This is a genomic window from Amycolatopsis acididurans, from assembly GCF_012328925.1.
GTDB lineage: Bacteria > Actinomycetota > Actinomycetes > Mycobacteriales > Pseudonocardiaceae > Amycolatopsis_E > Amycolatopsis_E acididurans.
This window is the reverse complement of sequence record NZ_JAAXLS010000035.1, coordinates 1-22,236: the sequence shown is the minus strand read 5'-3', so window position 1 is coordinate 22,236 and position 22,236 is coordinate 1. Positions and strand designations below refer to the sequence as shown.

General features: G+C 71.1%; 24 protein-coding genes. 9 read left to right on the top strand and 15 right to left on the bottom strand.

The window, feature by feature from the left end; all coding sequences use genetic code 11:
* Positions 1-53: 53 nt before the first annotated feature.
* Genes HFP15_RS31310 through HFP15_RS31300 form a run of 3 tightly spaced genes read left to right on the top strand, consistent with a single transcriptional unit; the run spans position 54 to position 2,298 of the window.
* Complete coding sequence (locus tag HFP15_RS31310) at positions 54-536, top strand: low molecular weight protein-tyrosine-phosphatase (RefSeq protein WP_168520389.1); 483 nt, start codon at positions 54-56, stop codon at positions 534-536.
* Positions 533-1,393 carry a fructosamine kinase family protein gene (locus tag HFP15_RS31305; RefSeq protein ID WP_168520388.1) on the top strand — a complete coding sequence of 287 codons (861 nt, stop codon included), beginning with the start codon at positions 533-535 and terminating at the stop codon, positions 1,391-1,393. Before HFP15_RS31310 ends, HFP15_RS31305 begins: the two co-directional genes overlap by 4 nt.
* 23 nt (positions 1,394-1,416) lie before the next feature.
* Complete coding sequence (locus tag HFP15_RS31300) at positions 1,417-2,298, top strand: SURF1 family cytochrome oxidase biogenesis protein (protein ID WP_168520387.1); 882 nt, start codon at positions 1,417-1,419, stop codon at positions 2,296-2,298.
* On the opposite strand, the gene HFP15_RS31295 is transcribed toward HFP15_RS31300, so the two are convergent.
* On the bottom strand, positions 2,249-3,100 hold the full coding sequence (locus tag HFP15_RS31295; protein ID WP_168520386.1) for a cobalamin biosynthesis protein CobD/CbiB: 852 nt from the start codon (positions 3,098-3,100) through the stop codon (positions 2,249-2,251). The genes HFP15_RS31300 and HFP15_RS31295 overlap by 50 nt on opposite strands.
* A 98-nt stretch (positions 3,101-3,198) precedes the next feature.
* Positions 3,199-3,891 carry a FadR/GntR family transcriptional regulator gene (locus HFP15_RS31290; RefSeq protein WP_168520385.1) on the bottom strand — a complete coding sequence of 231 codons (693 nt, stop codon included), beginning with the start codon at positions 3,889-3,891 and terminating at the stop codon, positions 3,199-3,201.
* Positions 3,892-3,997: 106 nt separating this feature from the next.
* Here HFP15_RS31290 and HFP15_RS31285 point away from each other — a divergent pair, with 106 nt between their 5' ends.
* The gene (locus HFP15_RS31285) at positions 3,998-4,495 is read left to right on the top strand and encodes a gluconokinase (protein WP_168520384.1); all 498 of its coding nucleotides are present in this window, start codon (positions 3,998-4,000) and stop codon (positions 4,493-4,495) included.
* Positions 4,492-5,862: a GntT/GntP/DsdX family permease gene (locus HFP15_RS31280; RefSeq protein ID WP_312871841.1), complete on the top strand. Its 1,371-nt coding sequence runs from the start codon at positions 4,492-4,494 to the stop codon at positions 5,860-5,862. The genes HFP15_RS31285 and HFP15_RS31280 overlap by 4 nt, the downstream gene beginning before the upstream one ends.
* Before the next feature lie 48 nt (positions 5,863-5,910).
* Here HFP15_RS31280 and HFP15_RS31275 read toward each other — a convergent pair whose 3' ends face one another.
* The 5 genes from HFP15_RS31275 to HFP15_RS31255 all read right to left on the bottom strand — a co-directional run bounded on the left by HFP15_RS31275 (position 5,911) and on the right by HFP15_RS31255 (position 10,294).
* Positions 5,911-6,081 (bottom strand): hypothetical protein, encoded by a 171-nt coding sequence (locus HFP15_RS31275; RefSeq protein WP_168520382.1) that lies wholly within the window; start codon positions 6,079-6,081, stop codon positions 5,911-5,913.
* A gap of 39 nt (positions 6,082-6,120) precedes the next feature.
* A complete protein-coding gene (locus HFP15_RS31270; protein ID WP_168520381.1) occupies positions 6,121-6,486 on the bottom strand; it encodes a YrdB family protein in 366 nt (121 codons plus the stop codon).
* A 1-nt stretch (position 6,487) separates the two neighbouring features.
* Complete coding sequence (gene nudC, locus HFP15_RS31265) at positions 6,488-7,549, bottom strand: NAD(+) diphosphatase (RefSeq protein ID WP_168520380.1); 1,062 nt, start codon at positions 7,547-7,549, stop codon at positions 6,488-6,490.
* Positions 7,546-8,931, bottom strand: a complete 1,386-nt coding sequence (locus tag HFP15_RS31260; protein ID WP_168520379.1) for a M16 family metallopeptidase — start codon at positions 8,929-8,931, stop codon at positions 7,546-7,548. Before HFP15_RS31260 ends, nudC begins: the two co-directional genes overlap by 4 nt.
* An 88-nt stretch (positions 8,932-9,019) precedes the next feature.
* Entirely contained in the window at positions 9,020-10,294 is a 1,275-nt protein-coding gene (locus HFP15_RS31255; protein ID WP_168520378.1) for a M16 family metallopeptidase, read from the bottom strand.
* A gap of 103 nt (positions 10,295-10,397) precedes the next feature.
* Here HFP15_RS31255 and HFP15_RS31250 point away from each other — a divergent pair, with 103 nt between their 5' ends.
* Together HFP15_RS31250 and HFP15_RS31245 are read left to right on the top strand one after the other, a co-directional pair.
* Positions 10,398-11,180 (top strand): SDR family NAD(P)-dependent oxidoreductase, encoded by a 783-nt coding sequence (locus HFP15_RS31250; RefSeq protein ID WP_168520377.1) that lies wholly within the window; start codon positions 10,398-10,400, stop codon positions 11,178-11,180.
* A 142-nt stretch (positions 11,181-11,322) separates the two neighbouring features.
* Complete coding sequence (locus HFP15_RS31245; protein ID WP_168520376.1) at positions 11,323-12,381, top strand: neutral zinc metallopeptidase; 1,059 nt, start codon at positions 11,323-11,325, stop codon at positions 12,379-12,381.
* Here the strand turns inward: HFP15_RS31245 and HFP15_RS31240 are convergent.
* On the bottom strand, positions 12,378-13,181 hold the full coding sequence (locus HFP15_RS31240; protein WP_312871840.1) for an RDD family protein: 804 nt from the start codon (positions 13,179-13,181) through the stop codon (positions 12,378-12,380). The genes HFP15_RS31245 and HFP15_RS31240 overlap by 4 nt on opposite strands.
* A 112-nt stretch (positions 13,182-13,293) precedes the next feature.
* Between HFP15_RS31240 and HFP15_RS31235 the strand changes: the two genes are divergently transcribed.
* Entirely contained in the window at positions 13,294-14,298 is a 1,005-nt protein-coding gene (locus tag HFP15_RS31235) for a stage II sporulation protein M (RefSeq protein WP_168520375.1), read from the top strand.
* On the opposite strand, the gene HFP15_RS31230 is transcribed toward HFP15_RS31235, so the two are convergent.
* Genes HFP15_RS31230 through HFP15_RS31210 form a run of 5 tightly spaced genes read right to left on the bottom strand, consistent with a single transcriptional unit; the run spans position 14,295 to position 19,216 of the window.
* Positions 14,295-15,578, bottom strand: a complete 1,284-nt coding sequence (locus tag HFP15_RS31230; RefSeq protein ID WP_168520374.1) for a DUF58 domain-containing protein — start codon at positions 15,576-15,578, stop codon at positions 14,295-14,297. The genes HFP15_RS31235 and HFP15_RS31230 overlap by 4 nt on opposite strands.
* A complete protein-coding gene (locus HFP15_RS31225; RefSeq protein WP_312871839.1) occupies positions 15,578-16,531 on the bottom strand; it encodes an AAA family ATPase in 954 nt (317 codons plus the stop codon). The genes HFP15_RS31230 and HFP15_RS31225 overlap by 1 nt, the downstream gene beginning before the upstream one ends.
* Positions 16,528-17,637, bottom strand: coding sequence for a DUF4350 domain-containing protein (locus HFP15_RS31220; RefSeq protein ID WP_168520373.1), 1,110 nt, complete (start codon positions 17,635-17,637; stop codon positions 16,528-16,530). The genes HFP15_RS31225 and HFP15_RS31220 overlap by 4 nt, the downstream gene beginning before the upstream one ends.
* Positions 17,634-18,266 (bottom strand): DUF4129 domain-containing protein, encoded by a 633-nt coding sequence (locus tag HFP15_RS31215; RefSeq protein WP_168520372.1) that lies wholly within the window; start codon positions 18,264-18,266, stop codon positions 17,634-17,636. Before HFP15_RS31215 ends, HFP15_RS31220 begins: the two co-directional genes overlap by 4 nt.
* A 2-nt stretch (positions 18,267-18,268) precedes the next feature.
* Entirely contained in the window at positions 18,269-19,216 is a 948-nt protein-coding gene (locus HFP15_RS31210) for a DUF7847 domain-containing protein (RefSeq protein ID WP_168520371.1), read from the bottom strand.
* A 193-nt stretch (positions 19,217-19,409) separates the two neighbouring features.
* Here HFP15_RS31210 and HFP15_RS31205 point away from each other — a divergent pair, with 193 nt between their 5' ends.
* Entirely contained in the window at positions 19,410-20,288 is an 879-nt protein-coding gene (locus HFP15_RS31205; protein ID WP_312871838.1) for a neutral zinc metallopeptidase, read from the top strand.
* 3 nt (positions 20,289-20,291) lie between these two features.
* On the opposite strand, the gene HFP15_RS31200 is transcribed toward HFP15_RS31205, so the two are convergent.
* Together HFP15_RS31200 and HFP15_RS31195 are read right to left on the bottom strand one after the other, a co-directional pair.
* A complete protein-coding gene (locus HFP15_RS31200; protein ID WP_312871837.1) occupies positions 20,292-20,777 on the bottom strand; it encodes a hypothetical protein in 486 nt (161 codons plus the stop codon).
* Positions 20,778-20,843: 66 nt separating this feature from the next.
* Positions 20,844-21,845, bottom strand: a complete 1,002-nt coding sequence (locus HFP15_RS31195) for a potassium channel family protein (protein ID WP_168520424.1) — start codon at positions 21,843-21,845, stop codon at positions 20,844-20,846.
* Positions 21,846-22,236 lie beyond the last annotated feature (391 nt).

Below are 22,236 nucleotides of genomic sequence, written 5' to 3'. Positions count from 1 at the left end.
CCGACCGCGCCCTGCCAGGTGACGGGCGAACGTGAAACGGCACACTGTCACGCGTGACTCAGCCACAGCTGCACGTCTGTTTCGTCTGTTCCGGCAACATCTGCCGGTCACCGATGGCGGCGCTGGTGTTCTCCGAGCACCTTCGCCGCGAGGGACTGGCCGATCTGGTGCGCGTCACGAGCGCGGGTACCGGGCCGTGGCACGTCGGCGAGCCCGCCGACCCGCGCGCCAGGCAGACCCTGACCGCGCACGGCTACGGCGGCGAGCACATCGCCGCGCAGGTCGACGAGGAGCATCTCGCCGCGGACCTGATCCTCGCCGCCGACGCGGGCCACCTCAGCACCCTGCAGCGCAAGACCGGCGACCGCGTCCGGCTGCTGCGCGAGTTCGACCCCTCCGCCCCGCCCGGCGCCGAGGTGCCCGATCCCTACTACGGCGGCGACGACGGGTTCGCCGAAGTCATCGCGATGATCGAACGAACAGTTCCCGGTCTGCTCGATTGGGCGCGGGCCGAACTGGGAAAACAACCCGGATGAACGCACGGGAGGCCGTCACCCGGCTGTGCGGTACCCAGGTCACCGGAGTGCGCCGGGGCGGCGGCTCGATCTTCCTCGTCACGCTGGACGGCGGCAGGGTCGTGGTGGCCAAACAGGGTGTCGGGCCCGGCGCGACCGAGGCGGAGGCCGCCGGCCTTCGCTGGCTCGGCGAGTACGCCGACGTGCCCGTGCCCGAGGTTCTCGGATACGACGACGAATGGCTGGTGATGCAGTACGTCCCGCCCGCGTCTCCGACGACCGGGAGCGCGGAAGTCTTCGGCCGGGCGCTGGCCACACTGCACCTGCGTGGCGCGGAGGCGTTCGGCTGTCCGCCGCCGGGCGGACCGAAGGACGCGTGGATGGGCGTCGCGCCGATGCGCAACGAGCCGCACGAGGACTGGCCGACGTTCTACGCCCGGCACCGGATCGAACCGTATGTCCGGATGTGCGTGGATCAGCACCTGTTCTCCGCGCACGAGGTGAAGGTCTTCGACGAACTGTGCACGCGGCTGCCGGAGGCGGCAGGCCCGCCGGAGCCACCCGCCCGGCTGCACGGCGACGCCTGGAGCGGCAACGTGCACTGGTCGTCCGACGGCGTGTGGCTGATCGACCCGGCCGCACACGGCGGGCACCGCGAGGGCGATCTCGCGATGCTGCAGCTGTTCGGTACCTCACTTCTCGATCACATTCTGGGTGCCTACGCCGAAGGCGCCCAGGACGAGGGCGCCCCGCTCGCGCCGGACTGGCGTGAGCGCGTCCCGCTGCACCAGCTGTTTCCGCTGCTCATGCACGCGGCCGTGTTCGGCGGCGGCTACGCCAGGCAGGCGCTGTCCGCGGCCCGGTCATCCCTGTCCTGACCATGGCGGGCTACCGTGGAAGCGTGCGGTGGAAGTTCTTGCTGCGGCCCAGCTGGCTCGCCCTGGTGGCGGGTGTCCTGGTGTTCGCCTTCGCGTGCTTCTGGCTGCTCTCGCCTTGGCAGTTCAGCCGCAACTCCGAACGTGAGACGCAGAACTCCGCCATCGAGCGGTCGCTGACCATGGCTCCGCAGCCGCTGAACAGCGTGCTTGCGCCGGGTACGACCCCGAACCCGCAGAACGAGTGGACGAGGGTCAGCGTCTCCGGCACCTACCTGCCGGACAAGGAAGTGGTGGCGCGCCTGCGCACCGTGCAGGGCCAGCCCGCGTTCGAGGTGCTCACGCCGTTCCGCACCACCGACGGCCAGTACATCCTCGTCGACCGCGGCTACCTGCTGGTGGGCGGGCATGATTCGGTGCCCTCCTACGCCGCGCCGCCCCCCGGCACCGTCCAGCTCGTCGCACGCGTCCGGCAGGACGAGACCGACGCGAAGAACCGGGACGCCTTCGCCGACGCGTCCACCGGCGGCAAGCTGCAGAGCTACGTGGTGGATTCGCGGACGGTCGCGCGCTCGTCCGGACTGCCGATCCGCGCGGGCTACTTCCAGCTCGACGACAAGCAGCCCGGCGGGCTCAACACGCTGCCCCTGCCGCAGCTGGACTCGGGTCCGTTCTTCTCCTATGCGCTGCAGTGGATCGCGTTCGGCGTGATGGCGCTGGCCGGACTCACGTACTTCACGGTCCGCGAGATGAAGCCCGGCGGCGTGCTGGCCGAGATGGGCGATCGCGCGAAGGAGAAGAAGGCACGCAAACGCAAGTCGGTCGCGCAGATCCTCGCCGAGGACGAGCAGGAAGCGGCTAACTCCGCCGGCGGCGACCGAACAGAAGAGCGAGCAGGGCGGAACTGACCGCCGAGAGCCACCCCACCACGCGGGACAGTTCCACGGCGCGCGTCACGTGCCCGGCGTCGGGATTGCGGCCGTCGCCGAGCACCGGCAGTTCCTCCACCCCGTGCGGATAGACGGTGCGCCCACCGAGCCGGATCTCCAGCGCTCCCGCGAACGCGGCCTCGACGCGACCATCGTTCGGGCTGGGGTGGGCGGCGGTGTCGCGGCGCCACGCCCGCCACGCCCCACCCGCCGAACCGCCGACCACGGGAGCGCTGGTCACGGTGAGCGCGGCAGCGTAGCGGGTCGGCACCAGATTGATCACGTCGGCGGGCCGCGCGGCCCGGCCGAGGCCGCGCAGGACGGCCACCGCCCGGGCGCCCACCAGGCCGGGCACCCCCGCGACGGCACCCCAGAACAGCGGGCCGACGACGGCGTCGTTCGTCTGCTGGGCGACCGATTCGACCGAGGCGCGGGACAGGCCGATCACGTCGAGGCTTTCGGTGCAGCGCCGGTCCAGTCCGGCGAGCGTGCCGCGCGCCGCGTCGAGTTCGCCCTCTTCCAGATCGCGGGCCAGTGCCGTGCCGTCGGAGGCGAGGTTCGCCGCGCCGAGCACCGCCCAGGTCGCGACCGCGGTGCTGAGTGCCTGCGCGAGCGGCCTGTGCCTGGTCACACGCTCGGCGATCAATCCGGCGACGGCGAGCCCGCCCGCCAGGCCGGCACCGTACCTGCCGCCCAGCACGGTGGCCGGACGTACCGGCTGGTTGATCACTCCGTCCGCGGCCGCCCCCAGCAGCAGTCCGATTGCCCGCGCCGCACTCACGCCTGCCCCCTGTGTCCTACGGAGAACCCGCACCCGGCCGGTCCTCCTCGCGACCGCCGCGTGTGGTCCTCGAAGGTCCGATCGCCTCGCGGGGCAGGCTACTCGAACTGCTCGGCGACCTCGTCGCGTGCCTGCACCATGATGTCGCGCATCGCGCCCTCGGCCCGGTCGGCGTCACCCTCCGCGATCGCGGTGGCGACCCGCACGTGCAGCGCGACCGCCTCGGGCTGCGGTTCCGGCGGCATCAGCCCGTGCGACGTGCGCCCGGTCAGCACCTCCGCGACGACCCCGGACAGCTGGCAGAACATCGGGTTGCGCGAGGCGGCGAGCACGACGTGGTGGAAGGCGATGTCGTGGTCGAGGAACGTGGTCAGGTCACGCGCCTTCGCCGTGGTCCGCAGCCTGGTCGCCAGGGCACCGAGCCTGCCCCGCTCCTCCGGGGTGGCACGCAGCGCGGCGAAGCGGGCCGCACTCGGCTCGACGGCCCAGCGCAGTTCCATCAAGTTCCGCAGGGCGCTCTCGCGGTGCTCGCCGTCGAGCTGCCAGCGGATCAGCTGCGGGTCGTAGTGGTTCCACTCGGCCGGATCACGGACAGTCACCCCCACCCGGCGCTTGCTGCTGGTCAGCCGCATGACCTCCAGCGAGCGCACGACCTCGCGGGCGACCGTGCGGGAGGCGCCGTACTGCTCCTGCACCTCTTCCAGCCGCAGCACCGTGCCGGGCGGGATTCGCCCGCACGCGATCGCAGTACCCAGTTGATCAAGGAGCCGGGCGTGTATTCCGTCCACCACGACTGTGAAGCTATACCTCTGTTTCGATTAAGTAGTACTTGTGGGTTGATTAAGTAGTACCTTTGCGGTGCACTGTTCGCGTTGAGACAACGGGGTCGGAGGAAAGATGACCGTCATCGTGGTGATGGGCGTGGCCGGATCGGGCAAGACGACGGTCGGCACGGCACTCGCCGAGCGGCTGGGCGTGTCCTACGCCGAGGCCGACACGTTCCACCCGAAGGCGAACATCGAGAAGATGTCCTCCGGCCATCCGCTCACCGACGAGGACCGCCGGCCCTGGCTGCACGCCATCGCCGGCTGGATCCGCGAGCATCAGCAGACCGGCGGGGTCGTCTCCTCCTCCGCACTCAAGCGCAGGTACCGGGACGTGCTCCGTACCGGTGGCGATGTGTGGTTCCTGCACCTCGACGGACCACGCGACCTGCTCGCCCAGCGCATGAAGAGCCGATCCGGGCACTTCATGCCGGTGTCCCTTTTGGACTCCCAGCTCGCGGATCTCGAACCACTGGAAAGAGATGAGCACGGCCTGATCGTCGACATCGCCGACTCCCCGGGCGATATCGTGACCGCCGCTCTCACATGGTTGGCAAAGGAGCCGATGTGATCACCCTTGCCGCAGCGTGGACCGGGCACGACACCCGGTTGATCGCCGCGACCCTCATCGCGATCGCCGTGATCGTGGTACTGATCAGCGCGTTCAAACTGCACGCCTTCCTGGCCCTGATACTGGGCTCCGGCGTGCTCGGCCTCATCGCCGGGATGCCCGTCGACAAGCTGTTGAGCAGTTTCGAAAGCGGGGTCGGCTCGACGGTCGCCTCCGTCGGTGTATTGATCGCACTCGGCGCGATGCTCGGCAAACTGCTCGCCGATTCCGGCGGCGCCGAACAGATCGTCGACACGATCATCTCCCGCGCCGGCAAACGCACGCTGCCGTGGGCGATGGCGCTCGTCGCGGCCCTGATCGGGCTGCCGATGTTCTTCGAGATCGGCCTCGTGCTGCTGATCCCGATCGTGCTGCTGGTCGTCAAACGCAGCAGGCAACCGCTCATGCTCATCGGAATTCCCGCACTGGCAGGGCTTTCCGTGCTGCACGGCCTTGTGCCACCGCACCCCGGCCCACTGGCCGCGGCGGGCGCGCTGAACGCCAACGTCGGTATCGTGCTCGCCTTCGGCCTGCTGGTCGCGATCCCGTCGGTGATCATCGCCGGGCCGCTGTTCGGCAAGCTCGCCGCGCGCTGGGTGCCCGACGCCGTCGCGCCCGAACACCTCGTGCCGGAACGGTCCGATGAGGACAATGCGCGCCGCCCGAGCTTCGGCGCGACACTGATCACCGTGCTGCTGCCGGTCGTGCTGATGCTCGGGAAAGCGCTTTCGGACATCCTCGCGGCCAAGAGCAGCGAGGTCCGCCGGGTGTTCGACTTCATCGGTGACCCGCTGGTGGCGCTGCTCGCGGCGGTCATCGTCGGCATGTTCACGCTCGGCAGGGCCGCCGGTTTCTCCCGCGGCAAGCTGACCTCGACCGTGGCGTCCTCGCTCGGCCCGATCGCCGGGATCCTGCTGATCGTCGCCGCCGGCGGCGGTTTCAAGCAGACGCTCGTCGACGCCGGGGTGGGCAAGGTGATCACGCAGCTCGCGACTGGTGCGTCGTTCCCGGCGCTGCTGCTGGGCTGGCTGGTCGCGGTGGCGATCCGGCTTGCGACCGGTTCCGCGACCGTGGCCACGGTGTCCGCGGCGGGCATCGTCGGGCCGCTCGCGGCGACGATGAGCTCGACCCACGCGGCGTTGCTGGTGCTCGCGATCGGGGCCGGCTCGCTGTTCTTCTCGCACGTCAACGACGCCGGATTCTGGCTGGTGAAGGAGTACTTCGGGCTCTCGGTCGGCGAGACGATCAAGAGCTGGTCGATCATGGAGACGATCATCTCCGTGGTGGCGATCGCGATCATCCTGCCGCTCGGCGCCCTGATCACCTGAGCGGAGCCGTGAGGGACCCCTCGTGGTCGTGGGGTCCCTCACGGCATTTCAGCCTTCCAGGAGTTTCCGCACTCCGCTCAGCAGGTCGCGGCGCTCGCGCAGTTGCCGCCGGAAGACCGGGTTGTCGGTGGCTTCGATCTCGGCGGACATGTCGCCGAGGCGAGCCGCCAGCAGCTCGCTCAGCGCGGTGACCTCATCGTCGCTCAGCTCCAGGTTCATCGTCGTCTCCCGCGTGGTGTCGGTGGCCTTCGCCCACTCTCACTCGGCGGAGCCGTCGTCTCGATGGTCGAAGGTCCCGAATGAGCGGACCTTCTTACCCCGGTAGTACTGCAGGATCGCGGTGTTGACCACGACGAGCACGCCGAAGACGATGCCGGGCACGAGCGCTCCGACGGCGATCAGCGCCGCGACCGCGGAGCCGAACACCAGCACCTTGACCAGCAGCACACCCACGACCGGCAACGTGAACGTCGCCCGCGGCGCGGCGAACAGTCCCCACAGCACCGCGGCGAGCGCGGGCGCACCGATGCCGGCCCACGCGACCTCCGCCAGACCCCAGTACGCCAGCGCGGCCAAGGCGAGCAGCTCCAGCAGGAACGCGAGCCCCTCGTTGGCCATGCGCATGTCAGGCGCCCGACTCGGCGTAGGCCCAGGCCTCCAGCATCACGCGGGCGATGGACGAGTTGCCCGGCAACATGATCGTCGAGCCGGTACCGGTGAGCGGCACCGGACGGCCCTCGCTCTCGAACGCCGCACGCACGTCCGCGCGCGAGACCCACAGCGCCTCTTCGATCTCGCCGTCCGCGGGCCGCAGCGGGGGCGCCTTGTCGGCGCGGGCGGCGAACCCGAGCATGATCGAACGCGGGAACGGCCACGGCTGGCTGCCCAGGTACCGCACGTCCCGGACCTGCGCGCCGACCTCCTCCCGGATCTCGCGCACCACGCAGCCTTCCAGCGACTCCCCGGCCTCCACGAACCCGGCGAGCACCGAGTACCGGCCCTCCGGCCACACCGGCTGGCGCGCGAGCAGCACGTGCTCCCCGTTCACCCCGACCTCGTCGTGCACGAGGCAGATGACCGCCGGGTCCGTGCGCGGGTACTCCTCGCGGCCGCAGTTCTCGCACCGGGTCGCCCAGCCGAACTGGACCCGCCGCACCTGGCCACCGCATTTCGCGCAGAACCGGGCCTGCCGGTGCCAGATCCGCAGCGCCTGCGCGGTGGTGAACAGCCCCGCCGACGTGTCGTCCAGCCGGTCCCCGTAGGCCCGCAGATCGACCCACAGCTCGCCGTCGACCCTGGGGATCTCCTCGATCATCCCCCAGCTGCCCGGAATCCGGACGACCTCGGGCTCGCCGGACGGGCTGCCCGGCAGCGTCCAGTAGTCCGCGCCCTGCCACTCGCCGAGGAACACCGCGTCCTCCGGCGGGGTGTCGCCGAACTGCAGTGCCTTGCGCGTGGCCAGCGCCGACTCGCCCGCCCGGCGCTCGCCACCACCCTCACCGGAGACGCCGCGCGTCGCGTTCTCGTCCTCGCGCACGGGTGTGCGCGCCTTGTCGTCCAGCAGCAGGACGTGCGCCTCCGGCCATCGCGCGACGAGCCGGTCGGCGTTGGTGCGCAATGTCTCTTGGCGGTCCACAGTGGACCTGGACAGGGTGGGGAGCTTGCCGAGCTCGAACGGGGAAGTCATGCTTTGCCAGGCTCTCCCACGCTGAATCCGCCCAGCGCGGCCAGTCTCGGCGCGAGCGAGTCCGCGTCGCCGACGACCACGCCGGTGAACCGGGCAGGGGCGAAGAAGTCCAGCGCCGCCTGCGCCACCTCGTCCACGGTCACCGCGGACAGCCTGCCCGGATGCCCGGCCAGCCACTCCACGCCGAGCCCGTTTCCGGCGAGCGCGGCGAGCTGGCTGGCCAGGCCCGCCTGGGACGCGGTGGAGGTGACGAGCGAACCGACCGCGTACTGCCGCACCGACTCGACCTCGTCCTCGGTCGGCGGGACCAGCGCGATCTTGCCCAGTTCGTAGAAGGTCTCCAGCACCGCCGCGGCGGTCACCTCGTTCGCGGTGTCGGCGTCCACCCCGACCGTCGCCGTCGAACCGCTGAACTCGAAGCCGGAGTGTGCGCTGTAGGTGTATCCCTTGTCCTCGCGGATGTTCTCGACGAGCCGGGAGGAGAAGTATCCGCCGAAGGCCAGGTTCGCGAGCTGCAGCGCGGCGTAACGCTCGTCGGTGCGCGGCAGCGCCTGCCCGATGAGCCTGATCTGCGACTGCACGGCACCGGCCCTCGGCACGAGCAGCACGTCGCCGCCGCTCAACGTCGGCAGCTGCGGCAGTACGGCCGCCGAAGCGTCGGACTGCCAGCCCTGCAAGGCCTTCTCCACGTCGCCGATCACGCCGTGCGGGTCGAAGTCGCCGACGAGCACCAGCACCGAACCGCGCGGCAGCACGGCGCGGGAGTGCAGCGCGCGCACCCGCTCCGCGGTCACCTTCGCGACATCCTCGGCCTGCGGTATCTCCCGCGTCACCGGGTGGTCGCCGTAGCAGTGCTTGAGCAGGGCCTCGCGCGCGATCACCCGCGGCTGCGTACGCGACACCGCCAGCCGCTCGACGAGACGCGCCGACTCGCGGGCCACCTCTTCGTCCACATAGGACGCCGAGGTGAGCGCGTCGGCGAGCACGTCGAACAGCGTCGGCAGCCCGCTCGCGAGCGCGTTTCCGTTGATGGCAAGGCGTTCCGGATCAACGGTGACGCTCAGCTCGCCGCCGATCAGCGCCAGCTCGGTGTCGATCTCGACCCGGTCCCGGCGCTCGGTGCCGGTCAGCATCGTCTCCGCGAGCACCTCGGCCGTGGCCGCGTGCATCGCATCCTCACCCGCGAACGGGATCCGCAACCTGGCCTCGACGAGCGGCACGTTCGCCTTGCGCACGCTCAGCACGCGCAGCCCGTTGGCCAGCGTGGTGTCCACATGCGACAGATCGGCGGCGGCTTTCTGCGCGCCGAGCGCCGGGACGGGCCTCGGTCCGCCCGCGGTGCGGCCGATCTCCTCCGCGGTGCGATGGGTAGCTGTGCTCACTTGCTCTCCTCGGTATCGTGCGGGAGGCCCGCACCCGGTCGGCCCTCGCGCGCGAGCGCCCCGTGGCCGGGCTCGCTCCGTGTGGTCCTCAGGACTTCGGCTCCACCAGCAGGACCGCCCGCGAATCCGGGCGCAGCGCCTTCGCGGCGGCCGCGACGTCCTCCGCGGTGACGGCCGCCATGCGGTCGGCCAGCCGGTACATCAGTGACGGGTCGCCGTAGAGCAGCTCGAACGAGCCGAGCCCCAGCGTGCGCGACACCAGCCGGTCGTGCTCCGAGTGCAGGCTCGCGCTCCAGCGCGCGGTGACCTTGGCCAGCTCCTGCGCGTCCGGAGGCGTGGCCGCCAGCTTCTCCAGTTCCTCGTCCAGCGCGCCCAGCACCCGCTCCGGCGAGACGTCCGGCGTGTGGATCGCGGTGACCGAGAAGGTGTCGGGATCCCGCGCCTCGAACGGGCCGAAGAGCCCGGCGCCGGCGCCGATGTCGGTGACCAGCGGCTCGCGGTGCACCAGCCGCTGCTGCAACCGCGAACCGTCGCCGTCGGTGAGCACCCCGGCCAGCACCAGGTTGGCGAGGTAGCCGTCCAGATCGTTGATGGGGTCGGGCATCCGGTAGCCGACCGCGAGCGCGGGCATCGGCGCGTGCGGATCGACGTGGTTGCCGCGAACCTCGCCCTGCGGCGGCGGTTCGGCGAAGGACCGCTTGGGCGGCGCCGGCCGGGAGGGCACGTCGCCGAAGTGCTTCTCGATCAGCTCGCGCGTGGCGTCGGACTCGAAGTCGCCCGCGACGGTGAGCACGGCATTGGCCGGCGCGTAGTAGGTGTCGAAGAAGGCCGCGCAGTCCTCCAGCGTGGCCTGCTCGAGATCGGTGAAGTCGCCGTAACCGTTGTGCGCGTTGGGAAAGGTCTGGTACAGCACCGGCGGCAGCAGGATCCACGGGAAGCCGCCGTAGGGCCGGTTCAGCACGTTGAGCCGGATCTCCTCCTTGACCACGTCGATCTGGTTGGCGAGGTTCTCCTGCGTCAGCTTCGGCGCGCGCATCCGGTCGGCCTCGAGGAACAGCGCACGCTCCAGCGCGGCCGAGGGCAGCACCTCGAAGTAGTCGGTGTAGTCGGGATGGGTCGACCCGTTGAAGGTGCCGCCGCTGGACTGCACGATCTTGAAGTGCGCCAGCTTCTCCAGGCTCTCACTGCCCTGGAACATCAGGTGCTCGAAAAGGTGCGCGAAACCGGTGCGTCCCTCCGGCTCGGAGCGGAAGCCCACGTCGTAGTGCACGGACACGCCGACGACCGGCGCGGTCGGATCCGGCGCGAGGACCACGCGTAAGCCGTTGTCCAGGGTGAAGCGCAAGTTCTCGGGTGCGGCCATAGGCCCCACCATACGGCCATCGGGCGAGCCCCGGACGGGGTACGACCGCGAAAAAGGGCGTCGTCCTTCTCCTCGACGGCGGTGCGCGACTAGCGTCGGCGGCATGATCCTCATTACCGGAGCGACCGACGGGCTGGGCCGGTACGTCGCGGGCGAGCTGGTGAAGTCGGGCGAGCGGGTCATCGCGCACGGTCGGAACGAGGCACGGCTGGCGGAACTGGCCGAACTGGGCGCGGAGACGGTGCGGGCGGACCTCGCCGAGCTGCGTCAGGTGGACCGGCTGGCCGACGAGATCCTGGCGCGCCACGACCGGCTCGATGTGCTGGTGAACAACGCGGGCATCGGCACGGGTTCGGATTTCTCGCGACGAGAGGAGAGCCCCGACGGCGTCGAGCTGCGGTTCGCGGTGAACTACCTGGCGGGCCACCACCTGACCCGGCGCCTGCTGCCGCTGCTGCGGGCGTCCGCCCCGGCGAAGGTCGTCAACGTGGCTTCGGTCGGCCAGTCCCCCATCGACTTCGCGGACCCGATGCTGACCAGGTCCTACGACGGCATGCGGGCGTACAGCCAGAGCAAACTCGCGCAGATCATGTTCACCATCGACCTGGCCGAAGAGCTGGCCGGGACGGGCGTGACGGTGAACGCCCTGCACCCGGCGACGATGATGCCCACCACGATGGTCCGCGAATCGGGCGCCGGCTCGATGAGCACCATCGAAGAGGGCGGGGCCGCCGTCCTGCGCCTGATCCGCGCCTCGGACGACGTGACCGGCGCGTACTTCAACGGCACCACGCGGTCTCGGCCCAACGCCCAGGCCGCCGACCCCGAGGCCAGGCGCAACCTCCGCGCCCTGAGCGAGCGGCTGGTGGCGGCGGCACTCGGCTGACCCTGCCCAGCGCCTCACTGAGGCGTTGACCTGCGAATTCGCGAAGATCTTCGCCTCCGCGCCGGGCCGCCCTCTATGCTGACCGACGCATGCCGAACCTCCGCCGGTGTGCTCGGAAGCCGTATGGGAGAAGCAGCCGGCGATGTCCCAGCCACCACCTTGGCCGCCACGGCCGCAACAGCCGTGGCAGTCACCGAACCAGTGGCCGCCCCAGCAGCAGTGGCCGCCCCCGCCGCCCAAGAAGAGCCACACCGGGCTGATCGTCGCGCTGAGCCTGTCCGCCGTCGTGCTGATCGGCCTCGTGGTCACGGTCGCCGTCGTGGCCACGCCCTCGAGGCCCACGAGCAACGCGGCCACCTACGGCACGCTGACGACGACGCAAAGCCCCAGTTCGACGCGCTGGTCGCCGTCGAGCACCTCCCGCACGACGTCGTCGTCGCCGAGCAGTTCGTCATCGACACAGCCGACCTACGGCGGACCGCACAAGATCCTCGCGCTGGCCGACCACCCGCTGATGGCGGACCCCACCATGGGCCTGTCCAACGCCCCGTGCGCCGTGCCCGGCTGGCCGAGCGACCCGGCCGCGTCGGAGGCGTTCTTCACGGCCGCCGCGGACTGCCTCAACGCACGGTGGAGCGACCTGCTGTCCGAGCTCGGCCTGCCGTTCCACCCGCCGCAGCTGGAGTTCCCGACGGGCAGCAGCTTCACCACCGACTGCGGCACGATCAACGTCGGCGTCGCCACCGCGGCCTACTACTGCAAGGACCATCTGTACGTGCCGTGGCGCGGCCTGCAGACCGACCAGTACGGCAACAAGCCCGGCGTCTACCTCGCCCTGTTCGCGCACGAGTACGGCCATCACGTGCAGGACCTGGTCGGCATCATGGACGCGGCGTGGAACGTGATCTACCAGCAGGGCGAGGACAGCCCGGGCGGGCAGGAGATGTCCCGCCGCAAGGAGCTGCAGGCGCAGTGCTTCTCCGGGATGTTCATGGGCGCCACCGCCAACCGCGGCGGGACGATCACGCAGAAGGTGTTCGACACGGCCTGGAGCGACCAGGACACCCGCGGCGACAACACCTCCGGCAGCCACGACCACGGCACCAACGCCCACTACGCGGCCTGGTGGCGGAAAGGCGCGCAGAGCGACCGGCTCGCGCAGTGCAACACCTTCTCCGCGCCCGGTTCCGACGTCAGCTAACCCGGCGGGGCGAACGGCCCGCCCTGCCCCGGCGGGTATGGCTGCCCACTCGTCGTGCCGGCCAACCGGTTGCGGCGTTCGGCGAGGACGGCCATGAGGTACATCCAGGGCGGCACCTCCGGCGGGGGCGGTGTCCCGATCCACGACGCGACTTCGTGTGTCAGGCGGTAGCCCAGGGCATCCCTGGCGTCGGGGCGCAGCGCCGAATAGCGGCCCAGGTACTGCCGCGCCGCGAGCGCCAGATCGTCGGGCAGGCCGGACAACTCCAGCCCCTGCGCCCACGTCATGAGCATCGGCGGCATGCTGATCATCGGGGCGGGCGTTTCGGGCGCACGCTCCTGCACCACCACGGTGCCCGCGAGGAAGTCGCCGACCCGCTTCGATTTCGACGAGCACAGCGACACCACCAGCGCCACGATGCTCCAGACCGGCACCGGCCCGAAGTCCACGATGGCGCCGGCCAGCCCGCGCGTCAGCGCCTGCCGGAACCGGATCGGTCCGCCGTCGTCGCGCACCACGCGCAGGCCGAACGCCATTTTCCCGAGGGTGCGCCCGCCGGTGAGCGTCTCGAACAGCACGGGATACCCGACTCGCACCAGCACCAGCACGCTCAACAGCACCGCGGCCCGCAACGCCCCGTCGTCCGGGCCCGCGAGCACCACGACGAGCACGAGCGCCACCAGCAGCACGGCCTGAACCAACACGTCGAGCGCGAACGCGAGCCCCCGGCTGGCCAGCCGCGCGAGCCGAAGCTCGAGCACGACCGCATCGCCGGTCACGAGATCGGGTTCGGGACTCACCGGCCCACTGTACGTGCCGTTCGGGACCGATCCGGCCGCAGTCACGGCCGTCCGGCTTGCGTGGCAACGGTTACCTGCTGCTCGGGGCCGGTCGGATCAGTAAGCTGACCGCGTGGATGTGGACCTGTTCGTCGCGGCCCATCGCGCCGAATGGGACCGGCTCGCCCAGCTCCTCAAGCGCCGCAGGCTGCACGGAGCCGAGGCGGACGAGCTGATCAGCCTGTACCAGCGCAGCGCCACGCACCTGTCGATGGTCCGCACCGCCGCACCCGATCCCGCGCTCCTGTCCTGGCTGTCGGCGCTGGTCGCGCGCGCCCGCGCCGCCGTGACCGGCACGCACACCCCGGCGTGGCGCGAAATCGGCCTGTTCTTCTCCCAGCGTTTCCCCGCCGCCGTCTACCGCACCTCACGCTGGTGGCTGACCACAGCCGTCGTGAGCATCGCGGTGGGCGCCCTGCTCGGCGCGTGGGTCGCGGCCGATCCGGCCGTGCAGGCGAGCATCGCCGCACCGGACCAGATCCGCAACCTCACCGAACCGGGCGGCAGCTTCGAGACCTACTACTCCAGCCATCCGGCGGGCTCGTTCGCCGCGCAGGTGTGGACGAACAACGCGTGGGTGGCCGCGACCTGCCTGTTCTTCGGTGTCCTCGCCGGCATTCCGGTGCTGCTCGCACTGTGGGCCAACGCCGCGAACGTCGGCGTCAGCGCGGGTCTGATGTCCGCGGCCGGGCGGCTGGACATCTTCTTCGGCCTGATCACCCCGCACGGCCTGCTGGAACTGACCGCGGTCTTCGTCGCCGCGGGCACGGGCATGCGGCTCGGCTGGACGGTGATCAATCCCGGGCCGCACACCCGCGCGGTCGCCCTCGCCCGCGAAGGACGCGCCGCCGCGGCGATGGCGCTCGGGCTCGCGTGCGTGCTGCTGATTTCCGGCGTGATCGAAGCGTTCGTCACTCCGTCGGGGCTGCCGACGTGGGGCCGGATCGGTATCGGCGTACTGGCCGAAAGCGCTTTCCTGATCTACGTCTTCGTGTTCGGCCGCCGGGCGGCGCGGGCCGGTGTCACCGGCGACGTCGACGCCCGCTACGGCGGCGACGTGCTGCCCCAGTCCGGCTAGAGCCGCCCGGCGGCCTTGAGCATGAGGTAGCGGTCCGCCAGCGCCGGCGGCAGATCGTCGGGCAGCGCGTCGACCACCTCGACTCCCGCGCGGGCGAGCAAGGCCGTGACGTGCCGGCGTTCGGCAAGCGTGCGTTCCGCGGCGGCGGCCTCGTAGACGGCCTCCGCGTTTTGCCTTCCCTGCGCCATTTCCGCGACCCGCGGATCGGCGACGGCTGCCACGAGCAGGCGGTGCCGTGTCGTCAGCGACGGCAGCACGGGCAGCAGCCCCGCTTCGAGCGGAGCCGCGTCCAGGCCGGTGAACAACACGACCAGCGAACGCTGACGTGCCCGCTTCAGCACCTGCGCGACCATCCCGCGCGCGTCGGTCTCCACCAGGCTCGGCTCCAGCGGGGCCATCGCGTTGACGAGCGAGGTGACGTTCGCCGAGGGCACGTGGGCGCGCAAAGCGCGGTCGTAGGCAAGGAAATCGACCCGGTCACCGGCCCGGGAAGCCAGGGTGGCCAGCAACAACGCGGCCTCCATCGACGCGTCGAGCCGGGGCGCGTCCCCGACCCGGCCCGCCGATGTGCGCCCGGTGTCGAGCACGAGCAGCAGGCGCCGGTCTCGTTCCGGCCGCCACGTCCGCACCATCACCTCCGACGCCCGCGCGGTCGCACGCCAGTCGATCGAGCGCACGTCGTCACCGGCGACGTATTCGCGCAGCGAATCGAACTCCGTGCCCTCACCGCGCACCAGCGCGGCCTGACGGCCGTCGAGCTGCTGCAAGCGCGCCAGGCGGGACGGCAGATGCTTACGGCTGTGGAACGGCGGCAGCACGCGCACCGAACCCGGCACCCGGTGCGAACCCTGCCGCGCGGCGAGCCCGAGCGGCCCCACCGACCGCACCGTCACACGATGGGCCTGCCGCTCACCTCGGCGAACCGGGCGCATCGCGACGGTGATCGTGCGCCGCTCCCCCGCCGGGATCTCGACGCGATGCCGGTCCTGGACGACGCCCGCGCTCGGCGGCCACGCGTCGCGCACGCGAGCGCGGACGGTGCGGGAGCCGGGGTTCGAAATGGACAGTCGTGTTTCGGCCGGTTCGCCGAGCCGTGCCGAACCCGTGCCCTCGCGCGTGAAGGTCAGCCCGCGCACGCCGCCCGCGAGAGCGACATCCACGAGCGCCAGAACGGCGATCCCGGCCAGTACGACCAGTACCCCGGTCCAGGACGGCAGCGCGAAAGCCACCACGAGGACGCCGATGAGCGCGAGCACGCCGACTCTCGCGGTGATGGCCATCAGCGTGGCACGGGGACCGAGGCGAGCACGCGATCGAGCACGCCGTCCGCGGTCGCGCCCTCCAGCTCGGCCTCCGGCCGCAGATCGAGCCGGTGCCGCAAAGCCGGGCGCGCCAAGGACTTCACGTCGTCCGGGGTGGCGTAGTCACGCCCCGCGAGCCACGCCCACGCCCGCGTCGCCGCGAGCAGCGCGGTCGCCCCGCGCGGCGAGACACCGAGCCGGATCGCGGGCAGGGAACGCGTCGCGCGGCACAAATCGACGATATAGCCCAGAACTTCCGGATTCACCGCGACGCCGGCGACCGCTTCCCGCGCCTGTTCCAGCTGTTCGCGGCCCGCCACCGGGCGTAACCCGGCCGCGCGCAGATCGCGCGGGTCGAAGCCCTGCGCGTGCCGGGTGAGCACGCCGATCTCGTCCTCGCGGGACGGGGCCGGGATGGTGAGCTTGAGCAGGAATCGGTCGAGTTGCGCCTCGGGCAGCGCGTAGGTGCCCTCGTACTCGACCGGGTTCTGGGTCGCCACGACGATGAACGGATCGGGCAGCCGCCGCGCCGCGCCGTCCACCGAGACCTGCCGCTCCTCCATGGCCTCCAGCAACGCGGACTGCGTCTTCGGCGGGGTCCGGTTGATCTCGTCGGCGAGCAGCAGGTTGGTGAACACCGGGCCCTCGCGGAAGGAGAACTCGCTGGAGCGGCCGTCGTAGACGATGGAACCGGTGACGTCGCCCGGCATCAGGTCCGGGGTGAACTGGATCCGTTTGGTGTCCAGGTCCAGCGCCGTGGCCAGCGCCCGCACCAGCAGCGTTTTCGCCACCCCCGGTACGCCCTCGACCAGCACGTGGCCGCGGCACAGCAACGCGATGATCAGCCCGGTCACAGCGGCGTCGTTGCCGACCACCGCCTTGCCGACCTCGGCTCGCAGCGCGAGAAGTGCGTCTCGAGCGGCAGTCGTCACGATTCCCGTACCTCTCTCGTCAGCCGGTCGAGCTCGTTCGCGAGCCGGACCAGCGACGCGTCGTCCTCCGGAGCCGGACCGTACAGCAGCGGGGCCGCGTCCCGGCCGCACCGGGCCGTGACGGCGTTGAGCACGGCGGCGGGTTCGGCGCCCGCGCCGAGGCCGAGCACCGGAAGCAGCCGGGCGATCGTGGCCTCACGCAGGGCCTGCGCGGCGTAGGCGGGCGAGCCGGAACGGCGGTACAGCCGCGCGCGCCCCTCGACGGTTTCCGCGGCCCGCACGACCACGGGCAGCGGTTCGGACACGACCGGCCCGAGGCGGCGCAGGCGCCACAGCGCGAACAGCACCGCGGCGACGGCGAGCTGGATCGCACCGAACAACCACGGCTTGGGCAGCAGGTCGAGCAGCGAGCGCGGCGGCACACCGGAACCGGGGTCCGACGGCGAAGGCAGGTACCACACGAGCGTGGTGTGCCGCCCGAGCAGCCGCATCGCGAGCGCCGCGTCGCCCTGCTGGTCGAGCGCACTGTTGGTCAGCGGGGTGTTCGCGCCCAGCAGCGTGGTCGTGCCCGCCTGCAGGAGCGAACCGCCGTAACACGACCGGTCGCGCCCGCGGGCCTCGTACTCGGTGCCGCCGAGCATCACGTCACCCGCCGCGACGGCCGCGGCCACCGTGCAGCCGGGAGAACGCACGCCGGGATCGGTCTGGCCGGTCACGACCGCGCCGGGCAGCAGCAGATCGAGGGTCTCCGCGGACGGGGCGACGAGCACCGTTTCGGCGGCGCGGCCGCGCACCTCGGCCAGCGTCGCGGGCTCGACGAGGCCGGGATCGGTGACCAGCAGGCTGGACCGCGGATCGGCGGCCAGCGCCCGCCGGGTCTCCTCGACGGTGCGCGTCGTGGTGATCCGGACGCCCCGCTGCTGAAGCAGGGTGGCCAGGGCCCGCGAACCGTTCGGATCCGCCGACGCGGGATCGAGCTCGCCGTGCTGGCCGCCGCCCTTGGCGAAGACCGCCACGACCGTCGCGAACAGGATCACCAGCGCGATCAGCACCGGTGCCCGCGCGGCCCGCCAGATCCGCCGCGCGTCAGGAGAAACGCTTGTCACTTAAGGACTCCCGGCCGTTCCCTGGTGACCCGGCCGTCGAGCGCCGCCAGCCGCCGGGCATCGTCGGCGGACGCCGGCCTGCCGCCGTAGTGCACGGCGTCGAACAGCGCCGCCGCCGCGGCCAGCTCGTCCCTGGCCCCGGGCAGCCGCGCCCCGGCTTCGCGGGCGGCCTCGTCGGCGGTGCGGCCGGACTGCTCGTCCAGCACGCCCCGCTCCTCCAGCACGCGCACGATCGCGCGGAACCGCTCCCGCACCGCGCCCGTGAAGTCACCGGCGGCCAGAGCCTGGTCGGCGGCCGTGCGGTAGTCCGCGGCGGAGCGCGAGGAGTCCTCGAACACCTCGCGAGAGGCGCGCACCTCGCGGGCGAGCCTGCCGACCCGCAGCCGCACGACGACGATCACCAGCACCGCCACGGCCAGCAGCACGAGCAGTCCCAGCGGCCCGCCGGGCACGACGCCGGACGCGGCGGCGAACAGGTCCGCCAGCCGCTGCCCCAGCCAGCGCAGCACGCGTTCGACCCAGCCGGGCTGTGCGGCCTGGTAGGCGGCTTTGCTCAGCTCAGCCTCGGCCGCGCGCCGCGCGTCGTCCCGGTCGATGACGATCGGGACGTCGGTCAGCAGGGTGTACATCCCTACTCGGCGGCGGCGCGGGCGAGCTGGATGTCCATGCCTTCCTTGCGCATCCGCTGGTCGATGTAGAGCAGCACGGTGGCGCCGGCGACGAACGGCGTCACGACCGTGTCCGCGATGACCGTGCCCAGTGCGGACAGCAACTGCGTGCCGATCGACTGCCCGGCCAGTTCGGCGCCGCCGGAACCGATCCCGGTCTGCAGGTTGAACGGGATCTGGATGACGAAGCTGATGATCCCGCTCGCGATCGTGGTGAGCAGCATGACGCCGAACACGCGCCACCACATGCCCTGCACGAGCAGCCGGGAACGCCTGAGCGAGGTGCCGATACCGCCGCGCTCCAGCACCAGCGCCGGCGCGGCGAGCCCGAACAGCACATACAGCCAGATACCGGGAATGATGAAGAAGATCGAGGCGACCGCCACGATGATCGTGTAGACGATCGTGACGCCGAGCAGCGGCAGGAACCGCGGCCACAGTTCGCCGAGCGCCTCGCGGAGCGTGACGGGCCTGCCGAGCACGGCCTTACCGGCCACGACGGTCATGAAGCCGGTGAGAAACGTCTGCGTGATCACCAGGATCACCGCCGCGACACCGAGCGACGTGGACGTCTGCCGCAGCACGTCGGACAGGTAGTTCATGGCCTCCTGCTGGCTGGCCGCGGGCCCGGGCGGCTGCGGCAGCGGCGTATTGCGCAGGAACAGGTAGTTCGCGCCGAGGCTCAGCGCCGCGCTGATCACGGCGACGACCGCGGAAACCCCGAAGACCAGTGCCGGATGACGGCGCATCGTCGTCACCGAGCCGTCGAGGATCTCACCGACCGACAGCGGGCGCAGCGGGATCACGCCCGGTTTGCCGTGCCCGAAACGCGGGTCGGGACCCGGCGGCGGTGCCGGCGGCAGGTCACGTCGCGGTTGCTCGGGGTTGGTCCAACCGCTGTCGTCGGTCATCGGGTGTCTCCAGTCCTTTTTCTCCGTCGACGCCCACTCTCGCAGAGCCCGGCCCGGCCGACCACGCTGGACTCGCCAGACTTTTTTCACTCGTGATGTCGCCGCCGCGGGTGGCTATGCTGACGGCCTGATGACGCACTCGGCCCAGCGCCCGTCCCGGGGTTTCCACAGGTCCAGTCGCCGGCACGGGTCAGTGCGGCCGGCGACGGCTTTCGGTATCGGCACGTTGGTGGTGCTGCTGGCGGTGGCGGTGGTGTTCTTCTCCGTACGCTGGGCCAGCACCGGCGACGCCTCCACCTCCGGCACCGGCAGCAGCGGCAACGCCGCCCCCGCCGCGGGCGCCGCGCCCGGGCAGAAGGTCCTCAAACTCACCGATCACCCGATTCTGCAGGACCCGAACGCCGGGCTGCAGAACATCGTGTGCGTGCTGCCGGACTGGCACAGCGATCCGGCCACGGCCGAGACGTTCTTCACCGCCGCCGAGGCCTGTCTGAACGAGGCGTGGGGATCGCTGCTCAAGGCCTACGGCATGCCGTTCGCGCCGCCGACGCTGCACTTCCCGGACGGGGCGAGCTTCCAGACCGCGTGCGGCACGATCGCCGTCGGCGTCGCGACCGCCGCCTACTACTGCGACAACAACCTGTACGTGCCGTATAAGGGGCTGCAGATCGACCAGTACGGCGACAATCCCGGCGTGTACCTGGCGCTGCTCGCGCACGAGTACGGGCATCACGTGCAGGAGGTCACCGGGATCATGGACGCGGTGTGGCAGCGGATCTACGCCGACGGCCAGGCCAGCCCGGCCGGTCTCGACCTGTCGCGGCGCAAGGAGCTGCAGGCGCAGTGCTTCTCGGGCATGTTCCTGGGCGCGGTGGTGGACCGGGGCGGCTCGGTCACGCGTGAGATGTACGCCAAGGCGTGGCGGGACCAGGACACCCGCGGCGACAACACGTCCGGCAGCCACGACCACGGCAGCAACTCGCACTACGCGCAGTGGTGGCACACCGGGGCGCAGTACAACCGGATCGCCCAGTGCAACACCTTCGCCGCCCCCGCCTCGGAGGTTTCGTAGGCCTCAGACGGTGACGATCGCCGTCTCGGTCTTGCGGCGGCCGCGCGCCATCAGGAACGCGTACGCCGCGCCCGCGAAGCAGCTCAACGTCAGCAGGACGAGCCCGACCGGGCCGCGCAGCGCACCATGTCCGGCCACGACGTCGGCCAGGTGCACGTCCACCGGCCCGGTGCCCGCCAGCGTCGGCACGGTGATCTGCACCCGGTCGTTCTGGCCGTGTCCGCAGGCGTCGAGCGAGCCGGTGCGAGCCTGGCCGCCGAAGGAGAACTGGACCGTCTCCCTCGGGTTGGCGTCGGTGCACGGGGCCGCGGTGGTGACGGTGGCCTCCGTCACGGTGCCGCTCGGCGCGTCCACCGGCCCGAGGGCGCCGGGACCGGCCCACCAGACGGCGACCACGATGGCGATACCCGCCAGAACCGGGATGACCAGCGTGTTCCAGCGGAGCTGATGCACGGTCATCGGCACACCGGCCTGGGTCGCGTCGAGCACTGCACGCGCTCAATGGTTCCAGATACTTCCGGCGATTCACAGTGAGCCGAAGCGGACCGGCCCGGATCACTCGACCTGGTCTGCAGGCGTGACCTTGCGGACGTAGAGTAACCGGTCGCCCGGTTCGATGGCGTCGACCTGCGGCGAGTCGACGCGGTAGAGCACCCCGTCCCGCATCACGCCGAGCACGATGTCGGCGAGGTGACGCGGAGAACCGCCTTCCTCCGACGGCTCGACCGGCCGCTCCGCGATCGCCAGGCCTGACTCCGGGGTCAGCAGGTCCTCCACCATGTCCACCACGACCGGCGTGGACGTGGCCATGCCGAGCAGGCGGCCCGCGGTCTCGCTGGAGACCACGACCTGGTTCGCGCCGGACTGTTTTAGTAGGTGCACGTTCTCCGCTTCCCGCACGGACGCGACGATGTGCGCCTCCGGGGCGAGTTCACGCGCCGTGAGCGTGGTCAGGACCGAGGAGTCGTCACGGTTGGTGGCCACCACGACCGCGCGGGCCCGCTGCACGCCCGCGACGCGCAGCACGTCGGAGCGGGTGCCGCTGCCGTGCACGGTGACCAGGCCGAGCGCCGCCGCCGCGTCGAGGGGCTGCTGTTCGGTGTCGACGACGACGATCCGGTTCGGCTCGACGTTCTCGTCGCCGAGCAACGTCTTGACCGCCGACCGGCCCTTCGTGCCGAACCCGACGACCACCACGTGGTCCCGCACCTTGGACCTCCACTTCTGGATCCGGAAAGCCTGTCGTGATCGTTCGGTGAGCACTTCCAGTGTGGTACCGACCAGCACGATCAGGAACAGCACCCGCAGCGGTGTGATCACCAGTACGTTGATCAGCCGTGCGCTCTCGGTCACCGGCGTGATGTCGCCGTAGCCGGTCGTGGACAGCGAAACCGTCGCATAGTAGAAACTGTCCAAAAGGGACAGGCCGTCACCGTTGCTGTCCCGGTACCCGTCGCGGCCGATGTACACGATCAGCACCGTCGCGATCAGGGCGAGCAGGGCGTAGAGAACTCGCCGGATGATCGAGCGCATGGGGCTGACCGAGGGCTCGGGCATCCTGATGACGCCGACGAGCTTGTGGTCCGGCGCGTCGCGGTCTGGCACGCCGCGGATCGTAAAGGATCACCCTGGTCGCTGCTAGCCCCAACCCGCCGGCCATCGTCCGCTCAGCGACATGTTCGGCCGTAGCTCGCGTGTGCGGAAGCCCAACTCGACCACGCTCAACCCCAAGTCGATTGCGCCCAACGCCCGACTCGGGCACACGCAAAGCCCATCTCGCCCACCCAGAAAGCCCGACACGGCCGCACGTAACCCCCAACTCTGCCGCACGCCACGCCCAACTCGAGCGTCCGGAAAGCCCGACTCGGGCTCACGCAACACCCGACTCGGGCGCACGCAACCCCCGACTCGGGCGCTTGGAAAGCTGGACTCGCGGGGTGGGGTCAGG

Excerpts from the sequence above, each read along its gene's own strand:
- HFP15_RS31255 (WP_168520378.1), bottom strand. The coding sequence starts at position 10,294 with ATGGCCGCACCCGAGAACTTGCGCTTCACCCTGGACAACGGCTTACGC.
- HFP15_RS31285 (WP_168520384.1), top strand. The coding sequence starts at position 3,998 with ATGACCGTCATCGTGGTGATGGGCGTGGCCGGATCGGGCAAGACGACG.
- HFP15_RS31210 (WP_168520371.1), bottom strand. The coding sequence starts at position 19,216 with ATGACCGACGACAGCGGTTGGACCAACCCCGAGCAACCGCGACGTGAC.
- HFP15_RS31270 (WP_168520381.1), bottom strand. The coding sequence starts at position 6,486 with ATGCGCATGGCCAACGAGGGGCTCGCGTTCCTGCTGGAGCTGCTCGCC.
- HFP15_RS31215 (WP_168520372.1), bottom strand. The coding sequence starts at position 18,266 with ATGTACACCCTGCTGACCGACGTCCCGATCGTCATCGACCGGGACGAC.
- HFP15_RS31230 (WP_168520374.1), bottom strand. The coding sequence starts at position 15,578 with ATGGCCATCACCGCGAGAGTCGGCGTGCTCGCGCTCATCGGCGTCCTC.
- HFP15_RS31275 (WP_168520382.1), bottom strand. The coding sequence starts at position 6,081 with ATGAACCTGGAGCTGAGCGACGATGAGGTCACCGCGCTGAGCGAGCTG.
- HFP15_RS31245 (WP_168520376.1), top strand. The coding sequence starts at position 11,323 with ATGTCCCAGCCACCACCTTGGCCGCCACGGCCGCAACAGCCGTGGCAG.
- HFP15_RS31250 (WP_168520377.1), top strand. The coding sequence starts at position 10,398 with ATGATCCTCATTACCGGAGCGACCGACGGGCTGGGCCGGTACGTCGCG.
- HFP15_RS31195 (WP_168520424.1), bottom strand. The coding sequence starts at position 21,845 with ATGCCCGAGCCCTCGGTCAGCCCCATGCGCTCGATCATCCGGCGAGTT.
- nudC (WP_168520380.1), bottom strand. The coding sequence starts at position 7,549 with ATGACTTCCCCGTTCGAGCTCGGCAAGCTCCCCACCCTGTCCAGGTCC.
- HFP15_RS31305 (WP_168520388.1), top strand. The coding sequence starts at position 533 with ATGAACGCACGGGAGGCCGTCACCCGGCTGTGCGGTACCCAGGTCACC.